Raw genomic sequence first — 17,992 nt, forward strand, 5'->3', positions numbered from 1 at the left:
TTCGGATGGTAGGCCGATTCCCAGCAGAAGATTAATCCGGGGTCACGGGAGCGGCGACTCCCACGCCAGCCGCCACGTCTCGGGCCCGACGACGCCGTCGTCGGCGATGCCCATGTTGCGCTGGAACCGGCGCGCGACGTCGCGCGAGTCGGGCCCGAACAGGCCGTCCACCTTGATGTTCCAGCCTCGCCTGCGCATCTGCGCCTGCCAGGTCCGCACGTCCTGCCCGCGCATCACCGGCGGGAACTTCAGCAGCCGCCCCGGGAACGGCGGCGCCCCCTCTCCCCCGCCGGTCCCCGGCCGTGGCGCCCCGCGCCGCACCCACGCGTACAGCGCATCGCCCGGGCAGTCGGTGTTGAACCCGTCCCGATGCCCCTTGATCTCGTTGCCCGCGTGCCCGTGGCTGCGCAGGAACTCGATCGCGTCCCGGATCCCGTGCAGCACCCCGTCCGGCGGCTGCACCAGCCCCGAGTTCCCCACCAGCCCGAGCACCGCGTAGTGCGCCGCGTTCAACCCGGCCCCGTTCGCGGCCGGCAGATGATGCAGCCCCCGCCCCTCGAAGACCATCCGGTGCGGACAGGCCAGATAGGTGTTCCCGGTGAAGTAGACCGTGCCGTCGCGTCTGGCCAGCCACGACTGGTCCTCGGTACGCGGGCACCAGATCTCGCCGTCGTACATCTGGCGGCTGATCGTGAACGTGGAAGCCTTCTGAGCCGCCGACCTCGGATTGAAGTAGGCCTGCGTGCGCATGTTGACGTGCCACGTGTCGGTCTTGCACGAGGCGGTGGGTGGCCGGCGGCGGAGCGACGCCGCCTGACCGGCGAGCACGACGGCGAACATGAACGCCTCGGCCGCCGCCCGGTTCTTCTGCGCGAGCGCCCCCTGACCGGCGTTGTCGGCGGCCAGGGAGGTCTCGATGAACAGCGACAACTGGGCACGCGTCAGGGAGAGCAGGAAGGGGTGGGTGGGCACCCGGTCCGGGGCGACCTCCAGCAGCCGCCGTCCCGCGTCGGCGGACAGGTGGAACTCGGCCAGGTGGCGGTTGATCGACTCGCGCCACCTGGGCACCCCGTCGGTCCGGCCGCCGGTGCGCGGGAAGGCGTCGACGGGCGCGCCGAAGACCGCGGTGAGCGCGGCCCGGATCCGGCTCACGTTCGACGCGTTCTTCAGCGACTGGTAGAGCACGACGCCCGACTGGCGCTCGCCCGAGCGAACCGGCCTGATGTGGCCCTCGGTCCAGAACCAGGCGGCCAGTTCCACGAAGGCGTCGGACCACTTCGGCTCCTGAGGCAGGTCCGCGCAGGGCGCCGCGATCGGGATGCGGTCCCAGTAGCCGAGCGTCTCGGTCGTCGCCCAGAGCCGCTCGTAGGAGACCAGATCACGGACCGGGCCCCCGCTGGAGCGCCGGCGCATCCGCTCGACCGGCCAGCGGTGCTGGGGTGTGGTGAGCGAGGAGTGGCAGACGCCCTCCATCAGGATCATCTCGCGCGGCTTCGCCGGGAAGACGCAGACTTCGAGCACCGGCTGCCACCGCGACGCCCCGGTCTCGTGGTCGAGGGTGAGCACCGGGTCTCCGGCCCGCAGCGTCCGGTGGTTCTTCCAGCCGTCCTGCGTGAGGATCTCCGTCTCCTCGTCCACGCAGTAGCCGACGTCCATCCAGCCGTTGGCGTCCATGTGGTGGTTCTGGATGGAGCGGACCAGGGCTATGCAGCCGTCGTGGTCACGGAGGATGGCGGGGGCGACGTGGCCGCCGGTGTAGTGCACCTTCACGCCGCGGGTGGAGTCGAGCTGGGTGTACTCGCCCGACGGGGGGCGGGCGTCCCATTCTCCCCTTAACACCAGGTCAATGGCCATGTGCTGAGAGTAGTCAGATGCACACGCACCGGGCCCGGGTTTTGACGGAATCGGTCTAAGGCCTGATCAGACGCTGTTCGGTGATGATTGCGGTGATCAGGTCGTGCGGGGTGACGTCGAAGGCGGGGTTGAGGGCCGCGGCGCTCCCGGGCGCGAGCCGTACGCCCTGGAGGGAGAGGAGCTCGGCGGGGTCGCGGTCCTCGATGCGGATGGCGGCGCCGGAGGGGGTGGCGGGGTCGACGGTGCTCTCGGGGGCGACGACGTAGAAGGGGACGCCGGCGCGGCGGGCGCCGAGGGCGAGCGAGTAGGAGCCGATCTTGTTGGCGGTGTCGCCGTTGGCGGCGATGCGGTCGGCGCCGATGAGGACCGCGTCCACGCCCGTGGTCAGCAGGTACGGCCCGGCGGAGTCGGCGATCAGCCGATACGGCGCGCCCATCCGGTCGAGCTCCCAGGCGGTGAGCCTGGCCCCTTGCAGGAGCGGCCGGGTCTCCAGGGCGAGCACCTCGGCGAGCCGGCCGCGCTCGTGCAGGGTCTGGACGACGCCCAGGGCGGTGCCGCGCTCGACGGCGGCCAGTCCGCCGGTGTTGCAGATGGTCATGACGCGCAGCGGCCGGTCGGCGGCGGCGGTGAGCAGGTCGGCGCCGCGCTCGCCCATGGCGTGGCAGGCGGCGATGTCCTCGTCGCGCAGGCGGAGCGCGGCGGTCAGGGGGTCGCCGGGGTCGGCCAGGACGCGGTCGACGCCCCAGGCGAGGTTGACGGCGGTGGGGCGGGCGGCGCGCAGCCTGGCGATCTGGTCGTGGTCGCCGCGCGCCAGGACGACGCCGAGGGCGCCGGCGACGCCCAGGGCGGGGGCGCCGCGCACGGCGAGGCGGCGGATGGCGTCGATGAGGTCGTCGACGGTGGTGATCCGCAGGACGGTGAGGCGGCCGGGCAGCAGCGTCTGGTCGACGAGCTCGATGGCGCCGTCGACCCAGTCGATGGTCCGCATACCCGGCACGGTAGCTCAGCCGCCGTGCCGGGTGCGCCCCGGGCGGGTCCCTGGCGCGGGTCAGCGTTCGGCGAGGACGATCACCGAGTCGCGGCGGCTGAGCGACAGGCGCTTGTCCTTGGCCGGGTTGAGCACGATGCCGTAGTGCGGCGGGTTGTTGACGTAGGCCGCCAGGCGGTAGCCGATGGCGGTCTCGCCGCGCCGCCGGGCCGACTCCACGACGGTGGCGAAGTCCACCTCGACGCCGGGCTGGACGTAGTCGCCGGCCGGGCGGGGGTAGATCTCGGAGCCGCGCGAGTCGAAGAGGTAGGCGAAGACGTCGGCCAGGTGCCGGTTCTCGGCGAGCTGGGCCAGGAGCAGGCCGATGACGGTGTCGCTGATGACGATGTCGTCGGCTTCGGTGACCTCGGCCAGGGCGCGGTTGTTCTCGTCGTGCATCTCGCTGACGATCGAGTACCGCTGGCCGTACGAGCTCTGCATGTCCCTGAGCTGCAGCAGGGTCATGAGGGTGCGGGTGTCGGCGTGGTCGGCGCTGTAGCGGTCGTCGGAGAGCACGATGATGTGGTCGAACAGGCCGATGCCGAGCGCTTCGAGGGCGAAGCGGTCGGTGGTGTCGCAGTCCTTGACGTTGACGGTGAGGTTGCCGACGGGCGGGACGCCGGTGCCGGCGTCGGGGTGGTCGGTGGCGATCTCCAGGAGCGAGCCGGGGGCGACGTAGCCGTCGAGGTAGCGGATGATCTGCTCGGCGCGGCCGTTCCAGTTGAGGATGAGCGTGCGCTCGGGTTCGGGGCGCGGGTGCTCGGTGCTGGTGATGGCCGCCTCGTTGACCGCCGGGCGGGTCTCGGACAGGTGGATGACCGAGTCGTCGTGGCAGATCAGGATGAGCTGGTCGCTCTCGTCGATGACGGTGTCGGAGGGCGGGTTGAGCACGACGCCCGCGGCGCGCTTGAGTCCCATGACGGTGGCGGTGCGGTAGGCCTGGAGGGCCTCGCCGTACGTGCGGCCGGTCAGGGCGGGCTCGCGGCGCAGGTAGATCTCGCCGTCGTCGAAGTTGAGCAGGTCCATGCAGACGACCGACATGCCGGACTGACGCGAGGACTGCACGATCAGCCGCGAGGCGGTGTCGTCGGAGTCCACCAGGTGGACGGCGGGGCCGCCGGCCAGGCGGGCGGCGGCGAGGTTGCGGCCGGAGGCGAGCGCGGCGACCACCGGCGGGTGCTGCCCGGCGCGCTTGGCGAGGGCGAGCAGGATCTTCATGACGTGCGCGTCGGGGTCCTCGCCCTCGGGCGACAGGACGACGATCGAGCGCGCGGCGTCGAGGTTCATGAGCGCGAGGTCGCGTGGCTCGGTGGGCCGGCCGGTGCGGCAGACGATGCGGGTCTTGCCGGTGTCGCCGAGCCGTTCGCGCAGTTCCTCCTCCATGGTCGGCTTGTCGCGGTCGGCGAGGATGGCGATGACCGAGCCGCGCTGGCTGGCCTGGGCCTTGACCAGCTCGCTGACGATGGTGGCCACCTGGTCGGACCAGCCGAGGACGACGGTGTGGCCGCGCTCGACGATGGTGGAGCGGCCGCGGCGCAGCCGGTCGACCTTGGCCTTCATGCCGTTGGACAGCAGGCCGATGAGGATGCTGACGATGAACAGGCCGCCCAGCGAACCGCCGAGCATGATGGCCATGAAGCCGAAGGAGCCCTTGTCGCTGGCGAGCTTGCTCGGGTTCAGGGCGTGGATGAAGGCCAGCCAGAACACCTCGCCCGCGTTCATGTCCGGTGCCGGTTCGCCCGGCGTCAGCCAGATCACCAGCCCGCCCATGACCAGCACCAGCGCCACCGACACGAGCGCGAGCCAGCCGATCAGCGCTCCCGTGCCCTTGGCCATGGTGTTGTCGAACCAATACCGAGCGCGCTGGCGGAACGTCGCCCTGGTCACCCCGTTACCTCCCGTTGGGCGGAACATTGCCGGAAAATACGGTAAATGACGAATGAAGGGCTTCGTCACCGACTCGCGCGATCCGGGGTGTGCCGATGCCCGGCACGGCGACTGACGATAGGCCACGATCACGACAATTTCGGCGTGTAGCGTGTCCCCATGGTTTTCCCCCTGGAACCGGACGACCCGCAACAGCTCGGACCGTACCGCTTGGCGGGCCGGCTCGGCGAGGGCGGCCAGGGCGTGGTCTACCTGGGTTTCGACGCCTCCGGCGAGCGCGTCGCGGTCAAGATGCTCAGCCGTGGCGACCGGGAGACCCGGGCCCGGCTGGGGCGCGAACTTCAGGCTCTGGAAAGCATCGCTTCCTTCTGTACGGCCCGCGTCCTGGACGCCTCGGTGGACGGGCCGACGCCGTGGGTGGTCAGCGAGTTCGTGGACGGGCCCTCGCTGGCCCAGCGGCTGCACGAGCGCGGCCCGCTGCGCGGCGGCGAACTGGAGCGGCTGGCGATCGGCACGGCCACCGCGCTGGCGGCGATCCACTCCGCTGGGGTGGTGCACCGGGACTTCAAGCCCGGCAACGTGCTGCTCGGCCCGGACGGGCCGCGGGTCGTGGACTTCGGCATCGCCCGGGCCGAGGGGGCGGCGACCATGACCTCGGGACTCATCGGCACGCCCGCCTACCTCGCCCCCGAGCAGATCTCCGGCTCGCCCGCCTCGCCGGCCTCCGACGTCTTCGCGTGGGCGGCGACCGTGGTGTGCGCGGCCACCGGGCACAGCCCGTTCGGCGCGGACACGGTACCGGCGGTGATGCACCGGGTGCTGTACGCCGAGCCGGACCTGTCGGCGCTGCCGGTGCGGCTGCGGGGGATCATCGGGGCGGCCCTGTCCAAGGACCCGGGGCGGCGGCCGTCGGCGCGTGATCTCATGGTCACTCTGGTCAACCCCAATGCCACCGCCGTGCCGGTGGCGGAGAACGGCGGGGCGGGCGCGACGGCCGGGGGCGGGTCGGCCGGTTCCGGCCCTGGGTCGGGCCTCGGACCTGACTCCGGGCCCGCCTATGGATCAGGCTCCGGACCTGGCTTCCGGCCGGACTACGGGCCTGGTTCCGGGCCGGGCTACGGACCTGGTTCCGGGCCGGGTTTCGGGTACGGCGGGCAGCCGGGCGGAGGGTCAGGGCCGCACGTCACCGGCCCCGGCCACCCGGCGGTCACGACGCATCCGCCTGCCGGAGGGCGGCCGAGGTCGCGGCGCGGCCTGACCGTGGGGCTGGTCGCGGGCGCGCTGGCGCTCGCGGTGACCGGCGGGGCGCTGTGGCTGACCCTGGGCCCCGGCCTCGGCGACGGCGGCACCGTCAAGCCGACCGTCACCGCCGGGCAGAGCGCCGCGGCGGCCAGGAAGAGCGCGGCCCCGGCGGAGGAGAGCCCCGCCCCGGACGGCACGCCCACCCCCGACGACGAGAGCCCCGAGTCGGGCAAGGCCCTGCGCATCCCCCAGGCCTTCGCGGGCACCTGGAAGGGCGCCACCGACGGCACCGCCATCGACGGCAAGGAGTTCAACGACGAGCCCGTGACGGTCATTCTGGCCGCCGGCAAGGAGCGCGGCTCCTGGATCTCGCCCGGCGACGGCGAGAGCGACCCCGGCTGCGGCAAGGGCGACCTGGAGCTCACGCACATCGAGGGCGAGGTGCTCACCTTCCGGCTGACCGGGATGGGCGGGGTGTGCGCGAGCTACGAGATGCTCGGCGTGCACCCCACCATCACCCTGACCAGGACCGGCGACCGGACGATGGGCTACGCCTTCACCACGATCGCCGGCAGCGGGAACGGTCACCTGCGCAAGCAGTAACCCCGGCGTTGAGGCCGGGCCCCTGCGCTGAGACCGGGCCCCTGCGCTGAGGCCGGGGCCCTTTCGCCAGCGGAGAGGCCCGGCAAAGGGCGGGTCAGACCAGGGCGCCGTCGCGGGCCACGACACGGCCGCCCTTGACCACGAGCGAGCGCACCGGCCGCACGCAGACCGCCTCGGCGGCGTTGCGGGTGTCGACGGCGACGAAGTCGCCGGTGTCGCCGGGGGCGAAGCCGTGGGAGCGGCCGGTGAGGCGGGCTCCGCCGTACGTCGCGGCCTCCAGGGCGATCTCGATCTCCTCGTCCCGCACGAAGCCGGCCCGCTGGGCCAGCAAGAGGGAGCGCTCCAGCATGTCGCCGGTGCCGTACGGGCTCCACAGGTCGCGCACGCCGTCGTTGCCCGCGCCGACCGGCACCCCGGCCTCGCGCAGCTTGACCAGCGGCAGCGAGATGGACGGCGCGACGGTCGCCAGCCCCACGCCGGTCTCGGCGAGCTGCGCGATGATCTGGTCCTGTACGGCAGGCGCGGCCTCGCCCAGGCAGTAGCCGTGCGAGATGGTGACCTTGCCGCCCAGGCCGAGCGCCCGGGTGCGCTCCAGGATGAGCTTGTACTGCCAGATGCCCATGTCGCCCCGGTCGTGCAGGTGGATGTCGACCCCCACGCCGTGCTTCTCGGCGAGGCCGAAGACGGTGTCGAGGTGGCGGACGGGGTCGTTCTCCAGCCCGGCGGGGTCGATGCCGCCGACCAGGTCGACGCCTTCGGCCAGGCCCTGGTCCATCAGCTCGGCGGTGCCGGGCGAGATCAGCAGGCCGGTCTGCGGGAAGGCGACGGTCTCCATGGTGATGCGGCCGTCGAGCCGCTCGACCGCCTCGCGGACCGCCGCGACGGCGGCCAGGCCCTGGTAGGGGTCGATGTCGACGTGCGAGCGGACGTGCGTGGTGCCGCTGACGATCATGTTGGTGAGCAGCGCGGTGATGTAGTCGGCGCTCGGGATGCCCGCTTCGGCGCGGCGCTCGACACCGCCCATGATCTTGCCCATCAGGCCGGGGCCGGAGGTGTGCGGGAGCCAGGGGCCGCCCCACATGGTCTTGTCGACGTGCGCGTGGGCGTCGACGAAGCCGGGCAGCAGGAGCTTGCCGCCGAGGTCCTCGGTGGCGACGCCCTCGGGCGCCTCGTCCGGAGGGGCCACCACGCCGTCGCGGATGTACAGGTCGGTGGTGGTGTCGGCGCCCCACGGGCGGGCGTTGCGCAGCAGCAGATCAGCCATGGGTCGAGATTAGTGGTATACCGCTAATCGGCAAAATCCTTTGGACGTGCGGCCGGGCGGCGAGGATCATGGCGGGCATGTCCACCCTCCGGGAGGCCGCCTTCCCTCACCACCCGCGCCCCGCCCCCTCCGCGCTGCCCGCCGACCCTGGTGTGGTGGGCGACCTGCCGATGATGGTCACGCTCGACGACAGCGACTCCGCGGTCGACCTGATCGACGCCATGGCGCTGTCCCCGTTCGCCTCCGGCGCACAGCCCTGCTACCGCGAGCGCGACCTCGAACGGGTCCGCCCCGACGCGCCCCTGCGCCCGGCCGAGGGCGAGGTGATCCGGACCGCCACCGTCGAGAAGGGCACCGTGTCGCGGCTCCTGGCCGGCGACGGCTGGACCCTGCGCGTGATCCTGTACTCCAACCGCGCCGCCACCGTGAGCGTCACCGCCACGACCGACGAGCTGGCGAACGCGATCCTGCGGGAGACGGTCACCGACGCCGAGGAGCCGCCGCCCAAGACCGAGCACGTGACGATGGGCTTTTGGTGGGCCGACGACAGCGGCGGCCACCGCCGCGAGAAGCCGATCACCGCCGAGCCGTGGTCGGCCATCGCCGCCAACTACCCCGCCCAGGCCCGAGCCCGGCTCGACCGGCTGATGGCCGCCCGCCCCGAGAACGTCTCCGGGCGGCTGCTCCTGCTGCACGGGCCGCCCGGCACCGGCAAGACCACGCTGCTGCGCACCCTCGCCCGTGAGTGGCGCGACTGGTGCCAGGTCGACTGCGTGCTCGACCCCGAGCGGCTGTTCGCCAGTCCCGGGTACCTGATGCGGGTGGCGGTCGGTCACGACGAGGAGCACTGGCGGCTGCTCGTCCTGGAGGACTGCGACGAGCTCATCGGCGCCGGGGCCAAGTCGGCGGCCGGGCAGGGGCTCTCCCGGCTGCTCAACCTCACCGACGGGCTGCTGGGGCAGGGGCGTGACGTCCTTGTGGCGATCACCACCAACGAGGACCTCACGCGCCTGCACCCTGCCGTCGTCCGGCCTGGGCGGTGCCTGGCTCAGGTCGAGGTCGGTGAGCTCTCCCGGGAGGAGGCCACCACCTGGCTGGGCGCCCCGCACCCCGGCGGCACCCTGGCCGAGCTCTACGCCGCCCGCGGCGACCAGGAGATCGCCCCCGCCGCCGGGCGCGAACCCACCGGCTTCTACCTCTGACCCCCCTCCTTTCCGGCAACCCACGCGCCGCCCGAGCCCCCTTCCCGACCACCGGCGAGCTGCCCGCCCTCCCTTCCCCGACCACCTAGAGGCGGCGCCCGCCAGCCGGGGGCCCGGCGTGCAGGAAGGGGGCGCGCGGCTGGCCGGACAGCCGGTTGGGCAGGCAGCGGGCGACCTGCGTGCCTGGGGGAACGGGCGTGCAGGAGGCGGGTGGACGGCTAGCCGACGAGGCGGGGGCGGGGGGTTGGTGGGTGGCCAGGTGGAGGTGGATGGGTGGTTAAGTGGTGAGCTGGGTGTGGAGGAGGCGGGCGGCTCGGATGTAGCCGCTTGATCCCTTACGGCCTGCCACCGCGGCGACCACGGGGAGGTCACCGGTGGCCCCGGCCCAGGCGGCCGCCTCGACGGCGAACTCCAGGACGCGGGTGTGCCCGGAGTGGACGCGTTCGCCCTCGCCGGGCAGGTAGGCGGGCAGGAAGCCGGTGAGCAGCTCCCACACCTCGCGGTGAGCCCCCTGCCGGGCGGCGGCCTCCAGCGTCGCCAGCGCCTCGACGGGACGGAGCGGGCTGTCCCGCAGCACCCGCGCGAGGTGCCGGCCGCACTCGGCCGCGGGGAACTTGCCGCTGGCAGCGGCCTGGAGGAGCAGTTCGGTCCCCCGTTCGGCCGCCCGCCACATGGCGCGTTCGGCCAGCAGCCAGGCCACGATCAGGGCGGTCACCTCGCCGGGGACGCCGTCGAGCTCGAACAGCTCACCCACGAGGGTGTGGAAGACATAGGGCCGCTCCCAGACGTGGACCAGGTGCGGGAGGAGGTAGGCGGCGATCACGTCGGGCTCGGTGGGCGCCACCAGGCGCCAGGACTCCATGTGCCGGCCGTGGGAGTGGTCACGCCACGTGGACGGGTCGGACAGGAGCGTGTCCACCAGGTCCAGGCCGGTGGAGTGGGCGGTGATCCGGGCGGTCGGGTGGGGCCAGCCGTGCGCCATCTGCCAGTCGACGGTGACGACCGGCTCGGGGCGTTTGTCCAGCCAGCCGGCCAGGGTACGGCCCGCGTCCGAGGTGAGGGCCCGGGCTCGGGCGGCCACCTCGGTGGTGACCTGGCGGGGCAGGCGGAGCAGGGCCTGCTGGAGGTCCAGCGGGAGGGGCTCCACGCCGGTGCGCTCGGAGTCCTCCAGCCGGGTCACCAGCTCGGCCGCGTCCAGGTGACCGTCCGTGCGGGTGGGGGTGGCCAGGAGGTACGGCGGGAGCGTGCCGGCCTTGAGGGCGGCGTGGACCTCGGCGCACCGGCGGAGCATGATCAGGTGGGGGCGGGAGACGCTCCGCTCTCGCGGGAGCCGGTCGCGTGCCGGCTCCGGCTCCTGCTCCCGCCGGCCGGTCATCTGCTCCAGCCCCTCCATCAGCCCGCGCCGCACCTCCGCGCCCCATTCGCCGGCAAGCTCCACGACCGCGCGGACGCCCGGAACATCGTGGGGAGCAAGGGCGTCCTCGATGGCGGAGGCGGGGTCGTCGGCTGGTGCGGGGTCGGTGGAGGTGACGAAGAAGCTGCGGCGCAGGTCTCCGACGGGGCGAGGAGGGGCGGCCGGGGCGGGGAGGGGTGGTTCCTGGCCGGGGGTGGCGGCCTCGCGGAGCATGGCCTCGGCCCACTCCGACGTCTGGTCCCACACCTCCCGGTCGTACAGCTCGGCCCAGCGCTGACGGTCGTACTCGTGCTCGGGTTCCGGCAGCCCGCTGCCACCGCTCCGGGCGCCTTCGCGGACGAACCAGTCGAGCCACCGCTCCAGGTCGATCCCGCCGAGCCCGCCACGGTGGGGCAGTTCGGCGGGCGGGGGGAAGGCGGGGGCCGGGGCGGGGGCAGCGGGCAGGGTGCCGGGCTCGAAGGCGTCCTCCGGCGCGGTCACCTGCACCTCGCCGAAGGCGCCGGCGATCTCAGCGGCCAGGTCGGGCGGAAGGACCTCGGCCGACGACCGCACCGCGTCGGCGCCCAGGGGCGTGAAGCGGGCCGCGTGCCGGACGGCCAGCCGTACCGCCCGTGACCGCACCTCGTACGACTCGCACAGGAAGGCGGACCCCAGCGCGGGCGCGAGGTGGTCGAGGTCGCCGCCGGCCGCGCGGGCGGTCTGGTCGAGCCAGCCGAGCCCGGCCTTGACCAGCTTGGCCTCGGCCCGGAACAGCAGCCCTTCGACCGCCTCGGCGAAGTCGGCAGGGTCGGGCAGCCCGACGCCGCGCAGCCGGGTGAGGGCGAGGTCGGCGACGGGTCCGGGGGCGGCGGGCAGCAGGGCGAGGTAGTCGCGCCGCCGCGCGGCGACCTCCTCGGGGCTCGGGTCGAGCAGGTCGTGCAACCGGGCGAAGACCCGCAGGTCGTTGCCGGTGCCGCCGCGCAGGAAGCGGCTCAGGCAGCCGTCCAGGAGCAGGGCGCGGTCGAGCCGGCCGGTGCCGGCCAGCCGGTGGAGCTCGGCCGCCCAGGCGGTCGCGCTGTCCCGGGCGGCGCGGCCGACGCCTTCGGCGGTGAAGAAGGCGGGCAGCAGGGCGTCGAGCAGCGGGTCGCCGGCGAGGGCGCCGCTCTCGAGCGGAGTCGTCCAGGCCTGCCCGTCGTGCCGGCTCTCGGTGGCCTGGCTGACCCAGGCGACGACCAGGGGCTCGTGGTCGGGCGGCGGGGTGCCGGTGCGGCGCAGGAGCTGGAGGGCGAGGTGGGCGGAGTCGTCGTTCCAGCGGGTGCCGCGCAGCCGCAGGGCCAGGCGGCCGGCCAGGTCGGCCTGCCAGTCGGCGGGGCGGGCGGCGATGGCGCGCAGGAGCGGCCCGGTCTCGGGCTGCGGCCGCCAGAGGTTGTAGTCGCGGCGGAAGAGCCAGGTGGCGACCGCCGCGGCGCCGCCCAGGGTGGCCGCGCCGGCCACGCGCATCGGCTCGACCCAGACGTCGGAGCGCGGGAGGTCGCTGTCGTAGCGCCGCGAGTGCTCGTCGGAGGTCCACCAGGCGTGGTGGGCTTCGTGCGCGCCCCAGCCCTGGGCGATCAGCGCGGCCACGAACGCCTGCCGCGCCTCCTCGTCGGCCTTCTCCTTGGCCTCCCACGCGAGGCGGTGCCGCTCGTTGGCCGCCTGCCGGGCGACGGGGAGGTAGCCGGGCAGTTCGGCGGCGACCTGCTTGCGGCCGGCCTCGTCCAGGGTCGTCACCACGTCGGCGACCAGGCCGGGGTCCCCGGCGTCGATGGCCGCGCGCACCCGCTCCCACGCGGTTGCCGCTTCGGGCGCGGTGGTCACAGGGACACCTCCACCGTCTGGCGGGCGGCGATGCGGGCGGCGAGCACGTGCTTGCAGGGGCCGCGCGAGCCCCGGTGGTCCCACCACCAGGGGCAGGTGCAGGAGCCGTCGGCCAGGCCCACCTCGCGGATGCCGCCGTCGGTGGTGACCCGGGCCTGCCCCGGCGACAGCCGTACCGCGCCGGCCTCGACGAGGCGGCGGGCGGCCGACAGCCGGGGGTTGAGCTCGGCCACGCGGTCGCGGTCGTAGGGCAGCTCGCGGTGGAAGTGGGCGGCCTCGTGCAGGTCGTAGCCGACGCGGCCGGAGGTGCCGAGCTGGGTGAGGGCGGCGCGCACGCGGGGCAGCGCCAGGCCGGAGCGTTCGGCGAGCAGGCCGAGCTCGACGGCCGGCTCGTAGTTGAGGAGCATGCCGAGCACGTCGGCGTCGGCGCCGGCCTCGTCGGTGGCCAGGTCGTCGAGGACCGCGCCCTCGCCGGAGAAGCCGCGCCACGCCTCGGGCGACAGCACCAGGGTGTAGCGCATGCCGGGAAGTTCCAGCTCCCAGGCCGAGGCCTCCTCCGGGCGGGGCGCGGGCGGGCCGTACACGCGCAGCGTCTTGGCGAAGCGCAGCAGCGGGTGGAGGGTCTTGAGCCGGCCCACGCCGGACAGGCAGACCGCGCCGCGCGCGCCCTGGCCGACCGGGCGCAGGTCGCGGCCGGTGGGCGCGAGCCAGAGCGAGGCGCCGGCCTTGCGCGGCAGGCCGCGCAGGAAGCGCACGGCGTGCGGCCCGGCCAGTTCGGCGCGCAGGTCGAAGCCGGCGGCCAGCACCTGCACCTCGGCGAAGCCGCGCAGCCAGCGGTCGGGCAGCGGCACCTTCTTCTCGATGACCGCGCCGTCGAGGGTGGTGACGGCCATCTCGTCGGGGCCGACGCCCAGGTGGAGCGGGTCGCGTCCGCCGACGCGCGCCAGGGCCTCGCGCAGCGGGCCGTTGATGTCGACGTTGGTGGTGCCGCGGTCGAGCACCTCGCCGTCGAGGGCGTCGAGGTCGAGGCGGGCGTAGACGCCGCCGCAGGCGGAGAAGGACTCCAGCCGCAGCCGGGCGCCGTCGCAGGTGACGACGGGGTCGCGGGTCCAGCCGGGGCGGGGCTGGTGGTAGCGGGTCATCGCGACCTCGGACAGGCCGAGCATCGCGGCCGCCGCCGGGGCCGCCTGGGTGATCAGGCCGCTGAAGAAGCGCGGGTGGGCGGCGGGGCCGGACAGCGCCCGGCCGCCGGAGGTGGACAGGCCGAGGCCGCTGCCGTCGAGCGTGGAGGGGCCGGCGTAGGAATACGCCTGTACCGCGTTGGTCATGTCCGGGACGGTAGAGATCAGCTCCGACAAAATCCTCCCCGGGGGATCGCCCGGCACGCCCCGGCCGGAGTACGTAAACCGTCCGATGCCCCGGGACCTGCCCGGATAGCAGAATCTGGCGGGTGTTCCCCGTCGCCCTGCACCGCCACGACCTGGCCGGGCCCGCCGAACGCGGCAGCGCCGCGTACGCGGACCCGTTCGGCGACGGCTCCGCGCTCTGGCCGTACGAGCGCCGGACCGGTCCCGTCCGCGAGATCGGCTTCCCGGCGACCGAGCTGATCGTCACCTGGATCGCGCGCACGCCGCCCGGCTCCTGGCTGGAGGTCGAGCTGCAGGTGTGCGCCGAGCGCTGGAGCCGGTGGTACGTGATGGGCCGCTGGGCCGAGCACGACGGCGACATCCACCGCACCTCGGTGCCCGGCCAGGGCGACGCCGACGGCGACGTGGCGGTCGACACCTTCGTGGCCGCGGTCCCGGTGACCGCCTACCGGCTGCGGGTGACCACCCACGGTTCCGGCGCACAGGTCGAGCGGGTCACCGTGCTCGCCTCGGCCGTGCCGCCCCGGGCCGGGGTTCCGGTCAGCGAGCCTGGGCCGGCCCGCGGCGTCGTGCTCGACCTGCCCGCCTACTCGCAGAAGGCGCACACCGGCCATCACCCGCAGTGGGACGGCGGCGGCCAGAACTGGTGCAGCCCGGCCTCGGTCGCGATGGTCATGGCCTACTGGAAGCACGGCCCCGGCCCCGAGGAGCTGGCGTGGGTCGGCGAGGACGACCCGTGCCCGCTGGTCGACCACGCGGCGGCCGGCATGTACGACCACAGCTACCAGGGCACCGGCAACTGGCCCTTCAGCGTCGCCTACGCCGGCCGCTACGGCCTGACCGGCTTCGTGACCCGGCTGGCCTCGCTGGCCGAGCTCGAGCACTTCATCGCCGCCGGCATCCCGGTGATCACCTCGCAGTCGTTCAAGGAGCACGAGCTGCCCGGCGCGGGCTACTCCACCGGCGGCCACATCATGGTCGTCGCCGGCTTCACGCCGGACGGCGACGTGGTCGCCCACGATCCGGCCGCGCCCGCCGACTCCGGGGTGAGACGCGTCTATCCCCGGGCAGCTTTCGAGAACGTCTGGCTAAGAAGCTCGGGCAGCGGCGGCATCGTCTACGTCCTCCACCCTCCCGGCGTCCCTCTCCCCCACGGCTGGTGACCAAGCACATGACGATCCGAGCACTCGATGTGGCCCGCACCGACGGCAGCCCCCTGTGGGTCGAGGCGGTGGCCACCGACGACGGGCCCGAGTTCTGGTGGGACGAGCCGCGCCCGCACGAGGGCGGCCGGCGCTGCGTCGTGCGGCGCACGCCTGACGGCGTGGTCGCCGACGTCCTGCCCGCGGGCTGGAACGCGCGCAACCGCGTCATCGAGTACGGCGGGCGGTCCTGGCGGCCGCTGCCCGGCGGCGGCCTGGTCTTCACCAACTGGGCCGACCAGCGGCTCTACCGGCTGGAGCCGGGCGGCGAGCCGGTCGCGCTGACCGCCGAGGGCCCCGACCGCTTCGGCGACCTCTACCTGCCCGCGGGCCTGGAGGAGGTGTGGGCGGTGCGCGAGCGGCACGATCGGCGTGCCCTGGTCGCCGTGCCGCTGACCGGGGGGCCGGTCCGGGTGCTGGCCGAGGCGCAGCACTTCGTCACCAACCCGCGGCTGTCGCCGGACGGCCGGCGGCTGGCCTGGATCGGCTGGAACCACCCGGACATGCCGTGGGACGGCACCGAGCTGTGCGTGGCCGAGCTCGACGAGTCGGGGGCGGCGCTGCCGTACCGGGTGGTCATGGGCGGGCCGGGCGTGTCGGTGGTGCAGGCCGAGTGGCGTGGCGAGGCGGAGCTGTACGCGGTCGCCGACCCGACCGGCTGGTGGAACCTGCACGTCGTCGGGCTCGACGGCGCCTCGCGCAACCTGACGCCGGTGCCGGAGGAGTTCGGCGACGCGGTGTGGAAGCTCGGCGGCACCTGGTTCGCGCCGTGCGAGGCCGGGGTCGTGCTGGTGCACGGCACGGCCGACGGGCGGCGGCTCGCGCTGCTCGACCCGGAGACCGGCGAGCTGCGCGACCTGGGCGGCGAGGCCACGACCTGGGCGAGCAGCGTCTCGGTGGCGCAGGGCGTGGCCGTGGGCGTGGCGGGCTCGCCGTACGCGCCCTCGCGGGTGACCGGGGTGGAGCTGGCCGGCGGCACGCACCTCCCGCTGTCGGCGGCCAAGCCGGTGCCCGCGCGCGAGCTGCTGCCGGTGCCGGAGATCGTGGAGATCGAGGGGGTGCACGCGCACCTGTACGCGCCGGCCGGCGCGCGGGAGGCCGCCGCGCCGTACCTGATCTTCGTGCACGGCGGGCCGACCAGCAGCCGGGCGCCCGTGCTCGACCTGGAGGTGGCCTACTTCACCAGCCGCGGCCTGGGCGTCGCGGTGGTCAACTACGGCGGCTCCACCGGGTACGGCAGGGCCTACCGCGAGCGGCTGCGCGAGCAGTGGGGCGTCGTCGACGTCGGCGACTGCGAGACGGTCGCCCGGTGGCTGCTCGACCAGGGCCGGGCCGGCCGGGTAGCGATCCGCGGCGGCAGCGCGGGCGGCTGGACCACCGTCGCCGCGCTGGTGTTCAGCGACGTCTTCGCCGGCGGCGTGGCGCACTACGCGATCACCGACCCGGAGAGCTGGGCGGCCGAGACGCACGACTTCGAGTCGCGCTACCTCGACGGCCTGGTCGGCCCGCTGCCGGAGACGCTGGCGCGCTACGCCGAGCGCTCCCCGCTGCTGCACGCGGGCGCGGCCTCGGGGCCGTGCCTGATGCTGCACGGCCTGGAGGACGCGATCGTCGACGTGGCGCAGGCCGAGCGGTTCGTCGCCGAACTGGACAGGCATGGCAAAGAGTGGGCCTTGCTCACCTTCCCCGGCGAGCAGCACGGCTGGCGCCGGGAGGAGACTATCGTCGCGGCGCTCGAGGCCGAACTGGCCTTCTACGGGCAGATCTTCGGGTTCGAGACCCCCGAGGTGCCGCCTCTCACACTGAAGGGAAGATCGTGAAGTCCGTCGGGGAGATCTGCTCGGATCTGATCAGGTACGACACCACCAACCCGGGAGCGGGCGAGCGCCCGGCGGCGGAGTACGTCGCCACGCTGCTGGCCGACGCGGGGCTGGAGCCGGTCGTCTTCGAGTCCGCGCCCAAGCGCACCACCGTCGTGGCCCGGCTGGAGGGCGACTCGCGCGACGCGCTGCTCATCCACGGCCACCTCGACGTCGTGCCCGCCGACCCCGCCGAGTGGAAGCTGCACCCCTTCTCCGGCGAGATCGTCGACGGGGACGTCTACGGGCGCGGCGCGGTGGACATGAAGGGCTCGTGCGCGATGACCATCGCCACCGTCCTCGGCATGCTGGAGCGGGGTGAGCGGCCGAAGCGCGACCTCGTGCTGGCCTTCCTGGCCGACGAGGAGGCCACCGGCGACTACGGCTCGCGCTACGCCGTCAACGAGCACCGCGAGCTGTTCGACGGCGTCACCGAGGCGATCTCCGAGTCCGGCGGCTACAGCGTGCCCTCGGGGGACGCGCGCGTCTACCCGATCGCGGTCGGCGAGCGCGGCACCGCGTGGATGAAGGTCACCGCGCACGGCGTGGCCGGCCACGGCTCCCGGCCGCCGGTCGACAACCCCGTCGCCACCCTGGCGCACGCCCTGTCCCGGCTGGCCTCGCACTCCTGGCCGGTACGGCTGACGCCGTCGGTGGCGGCGCTCATCGAGTCCCTGGCGGAGATCACCGGGCAGCCGGTCGACCTCGACCGGCTCGACGCCGAGGCCGAGCGGCTGGGCAAGCTCGGCACCCTGTTCAAGGCGCAGATCCGCAACTCGGCCAACCCGACCATGCTGGAGGCCGGGTACAAGGTGAACGTGGTGCCCTCGACCGCCTCGGCGCACATCGACGGGCGCTACCTGCCCGGGCTCCAGGACGAGTTCCTGGCCACCGTGGACGAGCTGCTCGGCCCGAAGATCACGCGGGAGTTCGTGAACCTGGAGGAGGCGCCGTCGGCGCCCTACCCGGCGCCCTTCTTCGACGCGCTGGCCGCCTCGCTCGTCGCCGAGGACCCGCTGGCGCGGCCGGTGCCGTACGTGATGAGCGGCGGGACGGACGCCAAGTCCTTCTCGCGGATCGGGATCCAGGGCTACGGCTTCGCGCCGCTGATGCTCCGGCCCGACCTCGACTACTTCGGCATGTTCCACGGCAAGGACGAGCGGGTGCCGGTGGCCGGCCTGGAGTTCGGGACCCGGGTGCTGACCAGGCTGCTGACGGCGTAGCGGACGGGTTTT

At 74.0% G+C, this 17,992-nt stretch carries 11 protein-coding genes; 5 read left to right on the forward strand and 6 right to left on the reverse strand.

Going from position 1 to position 17,992, the window contains the following annotated elements:
• Positions 1-42 precede the first annotated feature (42 nt).
• Genes AB0I67_RS35770 through AB0I67_RS35780 form a run of 3 tightly spaced genes read right to left on the reverse strand, consistent with a single transcriptional unit; the run spans position 43 to position 4,768 of the window.
• A complete protein-coding gene (locus tag AB0I67_RS35770) occupies positions 43-1,854 on the reverse strand; it encodes a peptidoglycan-binding protein (protein WP_357933126.1) in 1,812 nt (603 codons plus the stop codon).
• Positions 1,855-1,909: 55 nt separating this feature from the next.
• The gene (gene mtnA / locus AB0I67_RS35775) at positions 1,910-2,842 is read right to left on the reverse strand and encodes an S-methyl-5-thioribose-1-phosphate isomerase (RefSeq protein ID WP_357933129.1); all 933 of its coding nucleotides are present in this window, start codon (positions 2,840-2,842) and stop codon (positions 1,910-1,912) included.
• Positions 2,843-2,902: 60 nt separating this feature from the next.
• Entirely contained in the window at positions 2,903-4,768 is a 1,866-nt protein-coding gene (locus tag AB0I67_RS35780) for a potassium transporter TrkA (protein ID WP_357933132.1), read from the reverse strand.
• Between the two features lie 159 nt (positions 4,769-4,927).
• On the opposite strand from AB0I67_RS35780, the gene AB0I67_RS35785 reads away from it, so the two are divergent.
• Positions 4,928-6,613: a serine/threonine-protein kinase gene (locus AB0I67_RS35785; RefSeq protein WP_357933135.1), complete on the forward strand. Its 1,686-nt coding sequence runs from the start codon at positions 4,928-4,930 to the stop codon at positions 6,611-6,613.
• A gap of 94 nt (positions 6,614-6,707) precedes the next feature.
• Here the strand turns inward: AB0I67_RS35785 and AB0I67_RS35790 are convergent, their stop codons facing one another.
• Complete coding sequence (locus AB0I67_RS35790) at positions 6,708-7,877, reverse strand: amidohydrolase (RefSeq protein ID WP_357933138.1); 1,170 nt, start codon at positions 7,875-7,877, stop codon at positions 6,708-6,710.
• Positions 7,878-7,954: 77 nt separating this feature from the next.
• Here AB0I67_RS35790 and AB0I67_RS35795 point away from each other — a divergent pair, with 77 nt between their 5' ends.
• Positions 7,955-9,079: a DUF5925 domain-containing protein gene (locus AB0I67_RS35795; protein ID WP_357933141.1), complete on the forward strand. Its 1,125-nt coding sequence runs from the start codon at positions 7,955-7,957 to the stop codon at positions 9,077-9,079.
• Positions 9,080-9,356: 277 nt separating this feature from the next.
• Here AB0I67_RS35795 and AB0I67_RS35800 read toward each other — a convergent pair whose 3' ends face one another.
• Together AB0I67_RS35800 and AB0I67_RS35805 are read right to left on the reverse strand one after the other, a co-directional pair.
• Positions 9,357-12,329 carry a DUF6493 family protein gene (locus tag AB0I67_RS35800; protein ID WP_357933143.1) on the reverse strand — a complete coding sequence of 991 codons (2,973 nt, stop codon included), beginning with the start codon at positions 12,327-12,329 and terminating at the stop codon, positions 9,357-9,359.
• A complete protein-coding gene (locus tag AB0I67_RS35805; protein ID WP_357933145.1) occupies positions 12,326-13,657 on the reverse strand; it encodes an SWIM zinc finger family protein in 1,332 nt (443 codons plus the stop codon). Before AB0I67_RS35805 ends, AB0I67_RS35800 begins: the two co-directional genes overlap by 4 nt.
• A 122-nt stretch (positions 13,658-13,779) precedes the next feature.
• Here AB0I67_RS35805 and AB0I67_RS35810 point away from each other — a divergent pair, with 122 nt between their 5' ends.
• The 3 genes from AB0I67_RS35810 to AB0I67_RS35820 are packed head-to-tail and all read left to right on the forward strand — an operon-like array spanning position 13,780 to position 17,980.
• On the forward strand, positions 13,780-14,859 hold the full coding sequence (locus AB0I67_RS35810; RefSeq protein ID WP_357933148.1) for a C39 family peptidase: 1,080 nt from the start codon (positions 13,780-13,782) through the stop codon (positions 14,857-14,859).
• A gap of 8 nt (positions 14,860-14,867) precedes the next feature.
• Positions 14,868-16,718 carry a prolyl oligopeptidase family serine peptidase gene (locus tag AB0I67_RS35815; RefSeq protein WP_357933151.1) on the forward strand — a complete coding sequence of 617 codons (1,851 nt, stop codon included), beginning with the start codon at positions 14,868-14,870 and terminating at the stop codon, positions 16,716-16,718.
• Entirely contained in the window at positions 16,715-17,980 is a 1,266-nt protein-coding gene (locus tag AB0I67_RS35820; protein WP_357933154.1) for a M20/M25/M40 family metallo-hydrolase, read from the forward strand. The genes AB0I67_RS35815 and AB0I67_RS35820 overlap by 4 nt, the downstream gene beginning before the upstream one ends.
• The last annotated feature ends 12 nt before the right edge of the window (positions 17,981-17,992 follow it).

It is taken from the genome of Nonomuraea sp. NPDC050310 (assembly GCF_040655795.1).
Taxonomy (GTDB): domain Bacteria; phylum Actinomycetota; class Actinomycetes; order Streptosporangiales; family Streptosporangiaceae; genus Nonomuraea.